This is a genomic window from Pseudomonas sp. ACM7, assembly GCF_004136015.1.
In the GTDB taxonomy this organism is placed as follows: Bacteria; Pseudomonadota; Gammaproteobacteria; order Pseudomonadales; family Pseudomonadaceae; genus Aquipseudomonas; species Aquipseudomonas frigoris.
In genome coordinates, this window is record NZ_CP024866.1 from 3,246,139 (window position 1) to 3,262,443 (window position 16,305).

The following is a 16,305-nucleotide window of genomic DNA, read 5'->3' on the forward strand; positions in this document are numbered from 1 at the left end:
CAATTTCCCACTCCCGAGGCCTGCATGTCTTTCGATCTCGCCGCACGCCTTGCTGCCCGTCGTGCCGAAAATCTCTACCGCCAACGCCCATTGCTCGAAAGCCCCCAAGGCCCGGAAGTGGTGGTCGATGGTCAGCCGTTGCTGGCGTTCTGTAACAACGACTACCTGGGCCTGGCCAATCACCCGCAAGTGATCGAGGCCTGGCGCGCCGGTGCGGCCCGTTGGGGCGTCGGCGGCGGGGCGTCGCATTTGGTCATTGGGCACAGCAGCCCGCATCATGCGCTGGAAGAGGCCCTGGCCGATTTCACCGGTCGCCCGCGCGCGCTGTTGTTCACCACCGGTTACATGGCCAACCTCGGCGCAGTCACCGCGCTGGTCGGGCAGGGCGATACGGTGCTGGAAGACCGGCTCAATCACGCGTCCCTGCTGGATGCAGGTCTGTTGTCCGGTGCGCGCTTCAATCGCTATCTGCACAACGACGCGGCGAGTCTGGCCAAGCGTCTTGAGAAGGCGACCGGCAATACCCTGGTGGTCACCGACGGTGTGTTCAGCATGGACGGCGATATCGCCGACCTGCCAGCGTTGGCTCGGGAAGCCAAGGCCAAAGGTGCATGGTTGATGGTCGATGACGCTCACGGCTTTGGCCCGCTGGGCGCCAATGGCGGCGGGATCGTCGAGCATTTCGGTCTGAGTCAGGAAGATGTGCCGGTTTTGGTCGGCACTCTCGGCAAGGCATTCGGTACGGCCGGGGCTTTTGTCGCCGGCAGCGAGGAGCTGATCGAGAGCCTGATCCAGTTCGCCCGTCCCTACATTTACACCACCAGCCAGCCGCCGGCGCTGGCCTGCGCGACGCTGAAAAGCCTGGAGTTGCTGCGCAGCGAACATTGGCGACGTGAGCATCTGAAAACGCTGATCCGCCAGTTCCGCCACGGTGCCGAACAGATCGGCCTGGAGTTGATGGACAGCTTCACGCCGATCCAGCCGATCATGATCGGCGATGCCGGGCGTGCGGTTCGACTGTCGCAGATGCTGCGTGAGCGCGGTCTGATGGTCACTGCGATCCGTCCACCGACCGTGCCCGCCGGCAGCGCCCGACTGCGTGTGACCCTGACTGCCGCGCACAGCGAGGCGCAGGTACAGCTATTGTTAAATGGACTGGCCGATTGTTTTCAACAACTGGGACCGGAGCCAAGCCATGCGTGATCGTCTGATTCTGCTGCCCGGCTGGGGCCTCGGAATTTCTCCGCTGGAGCCCTTGGCGGCGGCGTTACAAGGACTGGATGAACACTTGCGGGTCGAGATCGAGCCGTTGCCGGAACTGGAATCGAGCGATCTTGAAGAGTGGCTTGATGAGCTGGACTCGACGTTGCCTCAGGACGCCTGGCTCGGCGGCTGGTCGCTCGGCGGCATGCTCGCTTCAGAGTTGGCGGCCCGGCGCGGCGATCGCTGCTGCGGTTTGCTGACGCTGGCGAGCAATCCTTCTTTTGTCGCCCATGAGCAATGGCCAAGCGCGATGCCTGCCGAAACCTTCGATGCGTTTCTGGCCGGCTGCAAGGCTGATCCGCGCATGACGTTGAAACGTTTCTCGCTGCTCTGCGCTCAGGGTGCCGAAGACCCGCGCGGGTTGTCTCGGCTGTTGCTCGGTGGCGCGCCACACACTTCGGCAGAGGTGCTGATGAGCGGCCTGGAGTTGCTCGCACAACTGGATACCCGCCAGGCTTTGCAGGCGTTCCGCGGTCCGCAATTGCACTTGTTCGCCGGCCTCGATGGACTGGTTCCAGCCGAAGCGGCGGGCGACCTGCTGACATTGCTGCCGGATGTTGAAATTGGTCTGATCGAGCAGGCCAGTCACGCGTTTCTTCTGGAAGATCCCCACGGTGTGGCGGGGGCGATTCAGGCCTTTTTGCATGAGTCCGGTGATGACTGATTTATCCCTTCCCAACCTGCCCGGCGGTTTGCCCGACAAACGCCAGGTGGCGGCATCCTTTTCCCGTGCGGCGGCAAGCTACGACAGCGTGGCCGAATTTCAGCGCGATGTTGGCAGTGAATTGTCGAGTCGTTTGCCGGAGGACTTCGTTCCGGGTGTGTGGCTGGATCTGGGCTGCGGCACCGGGCATTTCAGCCGTGCATTGGGCGAGCGATTTCCTGCAAGTCACGGACTGGCACTGGACATCGCCGAAGGCATGCTCAATCACGCCCGGCCGTTGGGTGGTGCAACGCATTTCATCGCGGGCGATGCCGAGCGGTTGCCGTTGCAGGATTCGACCTGCAATCTGATCTTCTCCAGCCTGGCGGTGCAGTGGTGCGCGGACTTCGCTTCGGTGCTCAGTGAAGCCAATCGCGTATTAAAACCTGGCGGAATTTTCGCGTTTGCTAGTCTGTGCGTGGGCACACTGTTAGAGCTGCGTGACAGCTGGCGTCAGGTGGATGGCATGGTGCACGTCAATCGCTTCCGCGAGTTCGGGGTTTATCAACAGCTTTGCGCGGACAGTGGGTTGAGCGTCGTGAGTCTGGAAGCCCGACCGCACGTGTTGCATTACCCGGATGTGCGCAGCCTGACCCATGAGCTGAAGGCGCTGGGTGCACACAACCTGAACCCCGGTCGGCCGGGTGGTTTGACCGGCAGGGCGCGGATCCTCGGATTGATCGAGGCTTATGAGCAGTTTCGTCAGGCCGAAGGATTGCCGGCGACTTATCAAGTGGTCTACGCCGTTTTGGAGAAACCCTTATGAGCGCAGCCTATTTCATCACCGGCACTGACACTGATGTCGGCAAGACCACCATTGCCGCAGGTTTACTGTATGCCGCGCGGTCGGCCGGTTTAAGCACGGCGGCGGGCAAGCCGGTCGCCTCCGGATGCGATGTGACGCCCAAGGGCTTGCGCAATGCCGATGCGTTGGCGTTGCTGGCGGAGTGCTCAGTGCCTTTGACTTATGCACAGGTCAACCCTGTGGCGTTCGAACCACCGATCGCACCGCATCTGGCAGCGCGGGAGGCCGGCGTGGCATTAACGGTGCAATCACTGTTGACGCCCATGCGGGAAATTCTCGAGATGCAGGCGGATTTCACCTTAATCGAAGGTGCTGGCGGCTGGCGGGTGCCTTTGGCAGGTCAGGACAATTTGTCGGACCTGGCGATGGCGCTGGATCTGCCGGTGATCCTGGTGGTGGGCGTGCGTCTGGGTTGCATCAACCATGCGCTGCTGACGGCCGAGGCGATTGCTCAGGACGGTTTGCTGTTGGCGGGGTGGGTGGCCAATATCATCGATCCGAAGACTTCGCGTCTGGAAGAAAACCTTGCGACACTCGCTGAGCGGATCCCGGCACCGTGTCTGGGGCGTGTGCCGAAACTCAAATTGGTGACGGCTGAAGCGGTGGCGGAGCATCTGCAACTGGATCTACTGGACTGAGTTTTCTGGCAGGGGTTTTAACTATGACAAGGCACTGTGCCATTAGTGTTTTTGTCGGGCCTTTTGACGGTGGGTCTGCTTCAATGGCCGCTGTTGATCCTTTGTAGGACGAGTTCTCCCATGGAAATCTCAGGAAACACCGCTTTTTATGCCGGTCTGAGCACTATTCAGACAGGGCAGAACCGTGTCGATCAGGCCTCTGGCCAGATCGCCAACACGACGATCGAGCGTTCGGTGACCAGCCAGTCTTCCGAGGCTCAGGTTGATCGTCTGCGCTCGGTAGATCGCAGTCAGCAGTCGGACCTGGCCAGCAATATGGTCGAGATGTCCCAGGGCAAATTTCAGGTTGAACTGGGTGTCAAAGTCGCCAAGGCATCCGACGAAGTGCTCGGTACGCTGATTGATACCTACGCTTGAACCCTCGCTGAACCCGCCCCCTCAACGCCGCGACTATTCGCGGCGTTTTTCTGCGTGAATCCTTCTCCCTCAACTAATCTTTCCTCCACCGCGCATTGCTCAGGCGACGGTGTTGGGCTGCTGTGGATCTGGTATTTGCCTCGGGTGATGACGAACGGCAAAAGATCGGCGCTTGACAAGATTTAGGCGTAAACGTATGTTTCAAACAACTGTTTGACCGCCACAACAAAACAACGCGGTCGTTCATTCCCGGTTACATCAGCAGAGGTTTATCGCTATGCCTGACTACAAGGCCCCCTTGCGTGATATTCGCTTCGTTCGTGACGAACTGCTCGGCTACGAAGCGCACTATCAGAGCCTTCCGGCTTGTGCAGACGCAACTCCAGACATGGTTGACGCCATTCTCGAAGAAGGCGCCAAGTTTTGTGAGCAGGTGCTGGCTCCGCTGAACCGCGTGGGTGACACCGAAGGCTGCACCTGGAGCGAGTCCGGCGTTAAAACCCCGACGGGCTTCAAAGAAGCCTACAAACAATTCGTCGAAGGCGGCTGGCCAAGCCTGGCTCACGACGTAGAGCACGGCGGCCAAGGCCTGCCGGAATCTCTGGGTCTGGCTGTCAGCGAAATGGTTGGCGAAGCCAACTGGTCGTGGGGCATGTACCCAGGCCTGTCCCATGGCGCGATGAACACCATTTCCGAGCACGGCACGCCTAAGCAGCAAGAGGCTTACCTGACCAAGCTGGTTTCCGGCGAATGGACCGGCACCATGTGCCTGACCGAACCGCACTGCGGCACCGACCTGGGCATGCTGCGCACCAAGGCTGAACCTCAGGCCGACGGTTCCTACAAAGTATCCGGCACCAAGATCTTCATCTCGGCCGGTGAACACGACATGGCCGACAACATCGTCCACATCGTGCTGGCACGTCTGCCGGATGCACCGGCTGGCACCAAAGGCATTTCGCTGTTCATCGTTCCCAAGTTCATGCCGAACGAAGACGGTTCGGTCGGCGCACGCAATGCTGTGACCTGTGGTTCCCTGGAACACAAGATGGGCATCCACGGCAACGCCACTTGCGTGATGAACTTCGACGCGGCCACCGGCTTCCTGATCGGCCCGGCGAACAAAGGCCTGAACTGCATGTTCACCTTTATGAACACCGCCCGTCTGGGTACTGCGCTGCAAGGTCTGGCTCACGCCGAAATCGGCTTCCAGGGCGGCCTGAAATACGCTCGCGATCGCCTGCAAATGCGCTCCCTGACTGGCCCGAAAGCGCCGGAAAAAGCCGCTGACCCGATCATCGTTCACCCTGACGTACGTCGCATGCTGTTGACCATGAAGGCCTTCGCCGAAGGCAACCGTGCGATGGTTTACTTCACTGCCAAGCAAGTCGATATCGTCAAGTACGGCGTGGACGAAGAAGAGAAGAAGAAGGCCGACGCACTGCTGGCGTTCATGACGCCGATCGCCAAAGCCTTCATGACTGAAGTCGGCTTCGAATCCGCCAACCACGGCGTGCAAATCTACGGCGGCCACGGCTTCATCGCCGAGTGGGGCATGGAGCAGAACGTTCGCGATAGCCGTATTTCGATGCTGTACGAAGGCACCACCGGTATCCAGGCACTCGATCTGCTGGGCCGTAAAGTGCTGATGACTCAAGGCGAAGCCCTGAAAGGCTTCACCAAGATCGTCCACAAGTTCTGCCAGACCAACGAAGGCAACGAAGCGGTCAAAGAGTTCGTCGAGCCATTGGCTGCGCTGAACAAAGAATGGGGCGAGCTGACCATGAAGGTCGGTATGGCGGCCATGAAGGATCGCGAAGAAGTCGGCGCGGCGTCGGTGGATTACCTGATGTACTCCGGTTACGCCTGCCTGGCTTACTTCTGGGCTGACATGGCGCGTCTGGCTGCCGAGAAACTGGCTGCCGGCACCACCGAAGAGGCGTTCTACACCGCCAAGCTGCAGACTGCGCGCTTCTACTTCCAGCGCATCCTGCCGCGTACTCGCACTCATGTTGTCACCATGCTGTCGGGCGCCAACAACCTGATGGACATGAAAGAAGAGAACTTCGCGCTGGGCTACTAAGCCTTAACGCAGTCCTTCGAAAAAAACCGCCGCTCCTTCGGGAACGGCGGTTTTTTTTTGCTCCATCCTGACTCGTCAGACCTTACTCACCATGGGGTTGGGTCGAGAGGACCGACCCCAGTCGGGGTGCTCACGCCTTCTCCGTTACGCAGGAACGGCAGGTGCCAGAAATCGTTCGGCACGACTGGATCGCCGGGTTTGACGCCTTCCGGAAAGATGAACTCAAACACTGGCGCCACATACTGTCCCGCTATCAGACCATTGGCCACGGTTAGCCTGCTGGCGTTTTGAATGCAACTGTCCACGGCGGTCTGGGAAGCGGTCATCTGTGGAACGCAAAGTGAGCGCGCAACAACACGCAACGTACGCGTCGGCTGGCTGAGAAGCCCAGTCGGTGCCTTGGTCGCGCGAACCCTCGCACGTTGTGGCTGAGGACCAGTGTTCTGGGTTGTGATGCCACCCGAGACACCAAGACAACTCGTTGCAAGGGACTGTGCAGGGTTGCATTCGCCCGTCATCTCATAGGGTGTAACCCAGCGATTGGTTTGTACGCCCGTCGAAGGATTGACATCTATCAAATAAATGTCGACCGGTGTCTTGACGTCGGTTGTCGATGCTTCAAGGAAAATCCGGTTTTGCGTCTCCTGCGCTACACCGTTGATGGCCGTTGCCGCCGGGTCGGCGGTGCCGATGCCAAATTCCCCGATAGCCAGGTAGCTGGGCTGCGACCCCGGCTGGGTGTATATCCCGATGTTTGCCTCAATCGTGTGTGCAGAGATGTAGTCCGGGGTGCCCGCTGTTGTCGATTTGAACAGTGTGCCAGCGTAGCTGATGAAGTCGCCGACTTCGAACGGTGCCTGTTGCGTCGGGTCGGGGTCCGCTGCCGTGCGTGCAGCATCGCTGAATCTCTTCATGACGAACTGGCTGCAATAGACCTGACCCAGAGCCGGAGGGGAAAGCTCTCCGCTGGCCGGAGGTGTTACGCCGGCCTGGTTGAAGTTCCGGCAGTTGTTGGTGGTGGTTGGGGTCACCACTTTTGGCCGGTTTTTCTGTGGGCAGAGTGCATCGTCCCCGGATACCGTGCGTGGCACGCACATCGGGTAGCCGGTGGCGGCGTGAATAGTTGGGTTGGCGTCATCAACGGAGAAGCGAGGGTCGGGGCTTTGGGGGCGGCCAAAGCGTCCGCTTGGATCATTGATCTGAATGATCGTCGGTTGCAGGGCATTACCGCTGTCCACTTCGATGTTGCCGTTGGTGTAGTCGATCCGGGTGATGTAGCCGCTACCAGCATTGGCGGATTGCTGGGATACAAAGATCAGCCCGGCAATTTGCTTGTTGGAGACGGTATTGCCAACCACGTGGATCTCGAACGAGGGATATGAAGTCGGTCCTTTATTGAGCGCCAGTGTCCCGCCCCTGACAAAATCAGCCCAGGTCAGGGTATTGGCCGGCATCTGGAGAACCGTATTACAAGGGACTGTAATCGTCATGCCGTTCAGTTGGACTGTCCCCCCAAAGCGACTGGGGTCACTGGTGTTCGGGCAGCTTGCATTAGTAGGGTCCAGGACCATGTTCTGGATAAAGCCTGTCACGTCGAAGCCATGAATCGCATCCGGGTTCGTGAATACCGGATTGGGCAGGGTGGGTGTCGTGAATGGCGAGGGTGCGCCCTTGACGGGCTTGGCAGTCCCGCCTTGGGCAAATGCATGACCCGCCACTCCAACTGCCAGTGCGCAGGCGACGGCACCGGCAAGCAGTGCGTGGCGACTGAAGACGCCGTTGAATCGCTTGAGGAGTGGCGGTGTGGCGAGCGTTTTCGCGTGTACGGATAAGCTCATGGTTTTCTCCAAAATCTTGCAGGACCAGTTGCCGGCCAATCGACTCTCATACCTGCTGATGCGCTGAATCCCGCGCAAAAGAGACGCAAAGGCGTGAGCGTCGAATTGGGGCTCGATCCGGAGGGAAAAGTGGCTGTGACGTTGTACGGTCGGTACAGGATCGACACTCACCCTTCAGATGCTTTCAACCTGCGTTGTGTTGGCCGGTTCTGGACACAATCGCGAGAGACATTTCCCTGAGCCTGAAACGTCCAAAGCAGTTGTCGTGCCGGATTGGCACAGTCAGTCGCTAGCCCGCAGAAATGTGGGCTTCGCTGTCGTTGATGGCGCCGAACTCAACTCTGGCGAGTTCATATGCACCAATGTAGGGGGGGATATATCCCCAAATTTTTGAGTTTGGCGAAAAGTTGAAGGCAGGGTAGTTGCCTAGTGTGCCACGACCTCAATAACGGCATGCGCAATACGGATCTTCAATTGTTAGAGAAGTGAAGGAGGGCCGGCGTGCGTCGAGGTTGTTAACCATTATTTTTGTCGCGCAGATATTAACTAAAGGCAAAGCTTGTGCAGGTGCGAGCTGCACACGAATTTAGTTTTTGCAATTAATGAGAGGTCCTCAAGCTATCTATTCGGATTTATCAAGCGGCATTTAAAATACCTGCTGCCACTGTATGTCATGAACTAGCAATTACTCTGCCAGCCTTTTTATTGCCTATGTAAAAGATAATGAATCCCTTTAAATACAGGCGTGTGGTGGTTTTTTTATGAGCGGTGTGCAGACCTTGTTGGGGAATGACACCCAGTAGTGGGGGGAAGTGCACCGAAGTTGAGGATTGCGTGTAGTTGCTACTGCTCATGTCTGAGCACGATAAAAAATATTGTATTTTGGCTGTTGAAATTTTTTGTTACAGCTAGAGTTGAGTTAAGCGCCCCCCACAGCGCGACAAAATAGCGTTTGATAAAGCCTGAGCCAAGAGAGTACTTTGCCAGTTCGGCTTCGCCGCGTCGTACCCAACTTCGAGTTGGTGTAATGGCTCGTGCGAGCAGCACGATTCATGGCCGTTAGTTCATCTCGTAACAGGAAAATTCCGGAGCCCGGCTACTCCGTACTGAATCGAGAATGTCATCATGGTAAAACCCTTGAGCATCCTTCGTACTTCCCGCTTGGCCTGCGTGATCGCAGTCAGTGTGGCTTGCAACAGCGCTTTTGCCGCTACCGCGCCAGAGATTGTCGCGCCCGCGCCGGATGTGCCCAGCCTGCAGTCGCTGCATGGGATGACACCGCCTGACCCCTCGGGAACAGAGGGCGGGCGCAAAGTCGACCTGATGTCCGACTATGTGCTCAATCGCTCGGCGGCGATTCTATTGGGCAAGGCGCTTTTCTGGGACATGGAGATCGGTAGCGATGGCTCGACGGCGTGTGCGTCTTGCCACTTTCACGCAGGGGTCGATCACCGGATCACCAACCAGATCAACCCGGGCCAGGCTAGCACCCATGCAAACGTTGCGTCGATCTTCAACAAGCCGTTCGTAGCCGCCGATATTCCAGGCGACATCTCTTCCTACGCGACCCTGTCCGCAGGCAAGGGCGGGCCGAACTACACGCTCAAGAAAACCGACTTCCCGACCCATGTGCTGGCCGATCCGCTGGATCGCAATTCGCCGATTGTCTACTCGACCGACGATGTGATTGGCTCGCAAGGGGTGTTCGACGCCAACTTTGTCAAACCCAGACAAGCGCGTTTCGACAAGTGCATTCAGCAACCGGACGGTATCTTCCAGGTGGGTGGCATCAACGTGCGGCGCAGCACGGGACGCAATGCTCCGACGGTGATCAACGCCGCGTTTAACGTTCGCAACTTCTGGGACGGTCGGGCCAATAACGTGTTCAACGGCTTCTCGCCGTTCGGTAATCGCGACCCTGACGCCGGGATTTTTGTCACCAGCGACCGCAGCGGGGTGGCGACCAAGGTTCGGTTGGCGCTCAACGATTCGTCTGCCGCCTCGCAGGCTGTGGGCCCACCCGGCAGCCCGGTTGAAATGTCCTGCGGCGGTCGCACCTTCGCGGACATTGGACGGCGCATGCTCGATACGCTGATGCTTAAACAGCAGAGGATCTCATCCACCGATTCGGTGCTCGGCCCCGTTTCCGGTGCCCGCCGGCCCACCTACAGGGAATTGATCAAGGCGGCTTTTTATCCTCGACTTTGGAACGCCACCAAGCAGGTTTCACTCGGCGACGCTCCTTATACCCAGATGGAAGCCAACTTCCCGCTGTTCTTCGGGCTGGCGATTCAGATGTACGAAGCCACCCTGATTTCCGACCAGGCACCGCTGGATGCCTACCTGCAGGGTAATCAACAGGCAATGAATGCCCAGCAAGTCCAGGGGATGAATCTGTTCCTTGGCAAAGGCAAGTGCATCAGTTGTCACGGCGGCGCGGAACTGACCAACGCCGCCAGCCGGTTGCTGTTCCATCCCCGTGAGCGGATCGAACGTATGGTGATGGCTGACAACCTGATCGCGCTGTACGACAACGGCTTCTACAACACCGGTGTGCGCCCGACGTCAGAGGACCTGGCACTCGGCGGATCGGACGCGTGGGGCAACCCGCTGTCGTTCACTCGTGAATACAACACCCAACTGCAGGGCAAGAGTGTGCCGGATCCGCTGGACGTTGATGTCTGCACCTTTGAAGCGCTGCTGAGTGCGGGAATCCCCTGCGACCCGACGCTCAAGCCCAATGTGGGCTTCCACGATGCGGTTGATGGTGCATTCAAAACCCCGACGTTGCGCAATATCGCGTTGACCGGGCCTTATTTCCACAATGGCAGCCGCGCGACGCTCAAGCAGGTCATGGAGTTCTACAACCGAGGCGGCGACCGGCGTGGCTCGGAGGCGAACAACACCAGCGGCTTCGATCATCCGAGTGTGAACCAGCACAACACCTCCAACCTTGATCCGGACATGACCGCGCTGAACCTGACTCCCGATGAAGTGGATGCGCTGGTCAAGTTCATGGAGGTCGGGTTGACCGATCCGCGAGTCGCCTGGGAGCGGGCGCCATTCGATCATCCATCGCTGGTCATTCCACAAGGCGAGGTGGGTGACGAAAACTCCGTGACGATACGGCCAGTCAGTCCGAAGATAACCACCCGACAGGCGATGGATGAGCTAATAAAGCTCAAACCCGTAGGTGCAGAAGGTCGCAAAGTTGAAGAGGGGCCATTGCAGCCGTTCTACAACGACCTTTGATGGGATGACTCTACCTGCGTTACTGGCCGCTCTGCTTGTGGCCAGTAACGCACCTTCTAAAAAAGCTTGGCAAATCACTCAGTAAGTCAACGGTTCTGCCGTTACAGTAGGTGGGCACAATGCCATCTATTGATATGACGGGTCGGAGCTTTACCCTTGCCGCGTTCTTCCGCTGTACGTTTCAGTCATTTCCTGCCGTCATTACTGCTATTGCTTGCGGGGCTTGCAGCTGCCTACGTCAAGGATCTCAACGTCTTCTTCACCTCGTTGTTCAACGTACTGCCAACCCTGGTGTTGTTGCTCGGCGGTGCTTACTGCTCGGTTTACCGACGTCAGCGTGAGCTGTTTCTGATGGTCACGGTGTACATCGCCTACTTCCTGCTCGACACCCAGACCGACTATTACCGCGACAACGGCAAAGTCCGTGAAGACGCGGCGGTGGTTTTTCATCTGTGTTGTCTGTTGCTGCCACTGATGTTCGGCGTGTTCGCTGCCTGGCAGGAACGCACTCACCTGTTTCAGGACATGGTGGCGCGCTTCGCAGTCTTGCTGGCCGTTGGCAGTGTGGCGTTGGGGGTGGAGCAAAGTTACCCGCAGGCACTGTTGATGTGGCTGTCAGAAATCCGCTGGCCGGCGCTGCATGGCGCGTGGATGAGCCTGATCCAGCTGTCGTATCCGGTGTTCATCGCTTCGTTCTTGCTGCTGAGCTGGCAATACTGGCGTAACCCCAGACCCTTGCACGCAGCCCAACTGGTGGGTTTGCTCGGGTTGTTCTGGGCACTGCCGAAAACTTTCATCCTGCCGTTCACCCTGAACATCATGTGCAGTCAGGTGATGTTGATGATTGCCGCAGCGGTCGCCCATGAGGCCTACCAAATGGCCTTCCGTGATGAACTCACCGGGCTGCCGGGCCGCCGCGCCTTGAACGAGCGGATGCAACGGTTGGGGCGCAATTACGTGCTGGCGATGAGCGACGTCGATCACTTCAAGAAATTCAATGACACCCACGGTCACGATGTCGGCGACCAGGTGCTGCGACTGGTCGCCAGTAAGCTGTCGAAAATCGGTGGTGGCGGTAGGGCGTATCGCTACGGTGGTGAAGAATTCGCCCTGGTGTTCGCAGGCAAGACCCTCGAAGAGTGCATGCCGCACCTGGAAGTCATCCGCGAGTCCATCGCCACTTACAACATTCAGCTGCGCAATCAAGACAGCCGTCCTCAGGACGACCAGCAAGGTCGTCAACGTCGCGCAGGCTCGGGCGTCTCAAGTGTGTCGGTCACCGTCAGCATCGGCGTGGCCGAACGCCTGGAGCAGCGCACCCCCGAAAAAGTGCTCAAGTCCGCGGACGAGGCGCTCTACAGTGCCAAAGGTGCCGGTCGAAACTGTGTGGTGGCATTCGGTCAGACCCGTCGTGGTGCGGTGCGCATGGACGCCGCTACTGATTGAGTGATGATGGCGCATTCAGCGTCTGGACTGTGATTGTTAGGCCGGTTGCGCGGCAGTAGGTTTGGGGAATCTGCTGCCGGAGAAATGACCATGCCTGAGTACAAAGCTCCCCTGCGCGACATGCGCTTTCTGATCGACCATGTCTTCGATTTTCACAGCAACTACGCCGCGCTGGGCGCCACCGATGCCAGCCCGGACATGGTCAATGCGATCCTCGAAGAAGGTGCGAAATTCTGTGAGAACGTTCTCGCACCGCTGAACCGCAGCGGTGATGAAGAAGGCTGCCATTTCGACAATGGTGTGGTGACTACGCCTACAGGCTTCAAGCAGGCCTTCGCACAGTACGTTGAAGGCGGCTGGCATGGTCTGGCGGCTGATCCGGTTTACGGTGGCCAGGGTTTGCCGAGTTCACTGGGGCTGGTCATCAGCGAAATGGTCGGCTCCAGCAACACCTCCTGGGGCATGTACCCCGGTCTGACTCACGGCGCGATGTCGGCAATCCACGCCCATGGCACCGAAGAACAGAAACAGACGTACCTGAGCAAGCTCACCGCAGGCCAATGGACCGGCACCATGTGCCTGACCGAAGCCCATTGCGGCACCGACCTGGGCATCATCAAAACCCGCGCCGTGCCTGCGGCCGACGGCAGCTACGCGATCTCCGGCAGCAAGATCTTCATCTCTGCCGGCGAGCACGACATGAGTGAAAACATCATTCACCTGGTGCTTGCCAAACTGCCGGACGCTCCGGCAGGCACCAAGGGCATTTCCCTGTTTATCGTTCCCAAATTCCTACCCAATGAGGAGGGTGAGGCGGGCGAACGAAATGGCGTTTCCTGTGGCTCGATCGAACACAAAATGGGCATCAAGGCCTCGGCCACCTGCGTGCTGAATTTCGATGAGGCCAAGGGCTTCTTGATCGGTGAGCCGAACAAGGGCCTGAACTGCATGTTCACCATGATGAACCATGCTCGGCTGGGCACCGGCATGCAGGGTTTGTGTCTCGGCGAGGCGAGTTTTCAGGGTGCGATCAAGTACGCCAACGACCGTCTGCAGATGCGTGCGCTTACCGGCCCGAAAGCACCGGAAAAAGCCGCCGATCCGATCATTGTTCATCCTGATGTGCGCAGGATGTTACTGACCATGAAGGCCTTCAACGAAGGCAATCGGGCGCTGACTTATTTCACTGCTCAGTTGCTGGACGTGGCGCATCTGAGTCCGGATGAAACAGCGCGTCAGGATGCCGAAGACCTGCTGGCGTTCCTCACGCCAATCTGCAAAGCCTTCATGACCGATACTGGACTGGAAGTGACCAACCACGGCATGCAGGTGTTCGGTGGTCACGGTTTTATCCGCGAGTGGGGCATGGAGCAGCTGGTACGCGACTGCCGGATCGCACCGATCTACGAAGGCACCAACGGTATTCAGGCGCTGGACTTGCTTGGAAGAAAAGTCCTCGGCAGTCAGGGGGAATTGCTGCGCGGGTTCACCAAAATCGTTCACAAGTTCTGTGCGGCAAACGCTGGACATCCGCAACTCGCCAGCTACGTGGCGCAGCTCAACGACCTGAATCAGCAGTGGGGAGAGGTGACCACCAAGGTCGGGATGGCCGCAATGAAAAATCCGGATGAAGTCGGCGCGGCTTCGGTGGATTACTTGATGTACAGCGGTTACATCATCCTCGGCTATCTGTGGCTGCGCATGGCGTTGGTCGCTCAGGCGCAACTCGATTCGGGCAGTGGCGATGCCGCTTACTGCCAGGCAAAACTGGCGACCAGCGAGTTTTACTTCAAGCGATTGTTGCCGCGCACCGCCGCTCATCGGGCGGCCATCGAGGCCGGGAGCGATTGTCTGATGAAGCTGCCGGCGGAGTTATTTGCGCTTTAATCTTTTAAACCAGTAACAAAGGAGCCCGCCTTGTTGCGGGCTTTTTTATGACTGGTAAGTCGGTGACTAAAAATTACAAAACGGTCATTGTCTGACCCTATGTGTCGCAAAAGTTGTTGGGTTACACTCGGACCCAACGAATAAACCATTCCTACGAATCACCAGTTTAGATCTTGCGAGGTTTGCCATGGCTGACTACAAAGCGCCCCTGCGCGATATGCGCTTCGTCCTCAACGAAGTTTTCGAGGTCGCCAAACTGTGGGCCGAACTACCTGCGCTGGCCGAGACTGTCGATGCTGAAACGGTCGAAGCCATTCTTGAAGAAGCCGGCAAGGTCACCAGCAAAAGCATCGCGCCCCTGAGTCGTGCGGCTGACGAAGAAGGTTGCCATTGGGCGGACGGTGCCGTCACCACGCCGGCAGGTTTCCCACAGGCTTATCAGACTTATGCTGAAGGCGGTTGGGTCGGTGTCGGCGGTGATCCGACCTACGGCGGCATGGGCATGCCCAAGGCTGTTTCGGCGCAGGTCGAAGAAATGGTCAACTCCGCCAGCCTGTCGTTCGGTCTGTACCCGATGCTGACCGCAGGCGCCTGCCTGTCGATCAACGCCCACGCCAGCGAAGCGCTGAAAGCTGCGTACCTGCCGAACATGTACGCCGGCGTCTGGGCCGGTTCCATGTGCCTGACCGAGCCGCATGCCGGTACAGACCTTGGGATCATCCGCACCAAGGCGGAACCTCAGGCTGACGGTTCCTACAAAGTCAGCGGCACCAAGATCTTCATCACCGGCGGTGAGCATGACCTGACCGAGAACATCATCCATCTGGTGCTGGCCAAGTTGCCGGACGCGCCGGCTGGGCCCAAGGGCATTTCGTTGTTCCTGGTGCCCAAGTTCATGGTCAACGCCGATGGCAGCCTGGGCGCACGCAACCCGGCGACCTGCGGTTCGATCGAACACAAGATGGGCATTCAGGCGTCCGCGACCTGTGTAATGAACTTCGATGAGGCCGTGGGTTATCTGGTCGGTGAGCCGAACAAAGGCCTGGCCGCGATGTTCACCATGATGAACTACGAACGTCTGGGTGTTGGTATTCAGGGCCTGGCCAGCGGCGAGCGCTCGTACCAGAACGCCGTCGAATACGCCCGCGACCGCCTGCAAAGCCGTTCGCCGACCGGCGCGCAAAACAAGGACAAGGCCGCTGACCCGATCATCGTCCACCCAGATGTGCGTCGCATGCTGCTGACCATGAAAGCGTCGAACGAAGGCGGTCGTGCTTTCTCGACCTACGTGGCCATGCAGCTGGACACCGCCAAGTTCAGCGAAGACGCGACCACCCGCAAACGCGCGGAAGATTTGGTGGCCTTGCTGACCCCAGTGGCCAAGGCGTTCCTCTCTGACCTCGGGTTGGAAACCACCATTCACGGCCAGCAGGTTTTCGGTGGCCACGGTTACATCCGTGAGTGGGGCCAGGAGCAATTGGTCCGCGACGTGCGCATCACCCAGATCTACGAAGGCACCAACGGCATTCAGGCGCTGGACCTGGTAGGACGCAAGATCGTCGGTACCGGCGGGGCGTTCTACAACCTGTTCGCTGACGAGATCCGTCATTTCACCGCGACTGCCAGTGCTGATCTGGCCGAGTTCACCAAGCCGCTGAACGATGCCGTGACCACCCTCGACGAACTGACCGCATGGCTGCTCGACCGGGCGAAAAGCAACCCGAACGAAATCGGTGCTGCCTCGGTCGAGTATCTGCAAGCATTCGGTTACGTGTCGTATGCGTACATGTGGGCACTGATGGCCAAGGCCGCTTTTGGCAAAGAAGCGCAGGACGATTTCTACGCGAGCAAGATGGGCACGGCGCGCTTCTATTTCGCACGTCTGCTGCCGCGTATTCACTCGTTGAGCGCGTCGGTGAAGGCCGGAAGCGAGTCGTTGTTCCTGCTGGACGCAGGACAGTTCTGACAATGTA

The 16,305-nt window shown here is 58.6% G+C and carries 11 protein-coding genes; 10 read left to right on the forward strand and 1 reads right to left on the reverse strand.

What is annotated here, in order from left to right; genetic code table 11:
• Positions 1–24 precede the first annotated feature (24 nt).
• The 6 genes from bioF (at position 25) to CUN63_RS15285 (ending at position 5,909) form a co-directional block, all read left to right on the forward strand.
• Positions 25–1,203, forward strand: a complete 1,179-nt coding sequence (bioF, locus tag CUN63_RS15260) for an 8-amino-7-oxononanoate synthase (RefSeq protein WP_129440597.1) — start codon at positions 25–27, stop codon at positions 1,201–1,203.
• Positions 1,196–1,927, forward strand: coding sequence for an alpha/beta fold hydrolase (locus CUN63_RS15265; protein WP_046052400.1), 732 nt, complete (start codon positions 1,196–1,198; stop codon positions 1,925–1,927). Before bioF ends, CUN63_RS15265 begins: the two co-directional genes overlap by 8 nt.
• Positions 1,920–2,732 (forward strand): malonyl-ACP O-methyltransferase BioC, encoded by an 813-nt coding sequence (gene bioC, locus CUN63_RS15270; protein WP_129440599.1) that lies wholly within the window; start codon positions 1,920–1,922, stop codon positions 2,730–2,732. Before CUN63_RS15265 ends, bioC begins: the two co-directional genes overlap by 8 nt.
• Positions 2,729–3,409, forward strand: coding sequence for a dethiobiotin synthase (gene bioD / locus CUN63_RS15275; protein ID WP_129440601.1), 681 nt, complete (start codon positions 2,729–2,731; stop codon positions 3,407–3,409). The genes bioC and bioD overlap by 4 nt, the downstream gene beginning before the upstream one ends.
• A gap of 120 nt (positions 3,410–3,529) precedes the next feature.
• Entirely contained in the window at positions 3,530–3,826 is a 297-nt protein-coding gene (locus CUN63_RS15280; RefSeq protein WP_129440603.1) for a pyrroloquinoline quinone biosynthesis protein PqqE, read from the forward strand.
• A gap of 277 nt (positions 3,827–4,103) precedes the next feature.
• Positions 4,104–5,909: a phenylacyl-CoA dehydrogenase gene (locus CUN63_RS15285; protein ID WP_129440605.1), complete on the forward strand. Its 1,806-nt coding sequence runs from the start codon at positions 4,104–4,106 to the stop codon at positions 5,907–5,909.
• 86 nt (positions 5,910–5,995) lie between these two features.
• Here the strand turns inward: CUN63_RS15285 and CUN63_RS15290 are convergent, their stop codons facing one another.
• A complete protein-coding gene (locus CUN63_RS15290; RefSeq protein ID WP_129440607.1) occupies positions 5,996–7,747 on the reverse strand; it encodes a hypothetical protein in 1,752 nt (583 codons plus the stop codon).
• Between the two features lie 1,125 nt (positions 7,748–8,872).
• Between CUN63_RS15290 and CUN63_RS15295 the strand changes: the two genes are divergently transcribed.
• The 4 genes from CUN63_RS15295 to CUN63_RS15310 all read left to right on the forward strand — a co-directional run bounded on the left by CUN63_RS15295 (position 8,873) and on the right by CUN63_RS15310 (position 16,298).
• Positions 8,873–10,999 carry a cytochrome-c peroxidase gene (locus tag CUN63_RS15295; protein ID WP_129440609.1) on the forward strand — a complete coding sequence of 709 codons (2,127 nt, stop codon included), beginning with the start codon at positions 8,873–8,875 and terminating at the stop codon, positions 10,997–10,999.
• A gap of 156 nt (positions 11,000–11,155) precedes the next feature.
• Positions 11,156–12,445 (forward strand): GGDEF domain-containing protein, encoded by a 1,290-nt coding sequence (locus tag CUN63_RS15300; RefSeq protein ID WP_129440611.1) that lies wholly within the window; start codon positions 11,156–11,158, stop codon positions 12,443–12,445.
• 90 nt (positions 12,446–12,535) lie between these two features.
• Positions 12,536–14,332: an acyl-CoA dehydrogenase C-terminal domain-containing protein gene (locus CUN63_RS15305; protein WP_129440613.1), complete on the forward strand. Its 1,797-nt coding sequence runs from the start codon at positions 12,536–12,538 to the stop codon at positions 14,330–14,332.
• Between the two features lie 187 nt (positions 14,333–14,519).
• Positions 14,520–16,298: an acyl-CoA dehydrogenase C-terminal domain-containing protein gene (locus CUN63_RS15310; RefSeq protein WP_129440615.1), complete on the forward strand. Its 1,779-nt coding sequence runs from the start codon at positions 14,520–14,522 to the stop codon at positions 16,296–16,298.
• Positions 16,299–16,305 lie beyond the last annotated feature (7 nt).

Coding starts and splice junctions, on each gene's coding strand:
- bioF (WP_129440597.1), top strand. CDS start 25: ATGTCTTTCGATCTCGCCGCACGCCTTGCTGCCCGTCGTGCCGAAAAT.
- CUN63_RS15285 (WP_129440605.1), top strand. CDS start 4,104: ATGCCTGACTACAAGGCCCCCTTGCGTGATATTCGCTTCGTTCGTGAC.
- CUN63_RS15290 (WP_129440607.1), bottom strand. CDS start 7,747: ATGAGCTTATCCGTACACGCGAAAACGCTCGCCACACCGCCACTCCTC.
- CUN63_RS15280 (WP_129440603.1), top strand. CDS start 3,530: ATGGAAATCTCAGGAAACACCGCTTTTTATGCCGGTCTGAGCACTATT.
- bioC (WP_129440599.1), top strand. CDS start 1,920: ATGACTGATTTATCCCTTCCCAACCTGCCCGGCGGTTTGCCCGACAAA.
- CUN63_RS15265 (WP_046052400.1), top strand. CDS start 1,196: ATGCGTGATCGTCTGATTCTGCTGCCCGGCTGGGGCCTCGGAATTTCT.
- CUN63_RS15305 (WP_129440613.1), top strand. CDS start 12,536: ATGCCTGAGTACAAAGCTCCCCTGCGCGACATGCGCTTTCTGATCGAC.
- CUN63_RS15310 (WP_129440615.1), top strand. CDS start 14,520: ATGGCTGACTACAAAGCGCCCCTGCGCGATATGCGCTTCGTCCTCAAC.
- bioD (WP_129440601.1), top strand. CDS start 2,729: ATGAGCGCAGCCTATTTCATCACCGGCACTGACACTGATGTCGGCAAG.
- CUN63_RS15295 (WP_129440609.1), top strand. CDS start 8,873: ATGGTAAAACCCTTGAGCATCCTTCGTACTTCCCGCTTGGCCTGCGTG.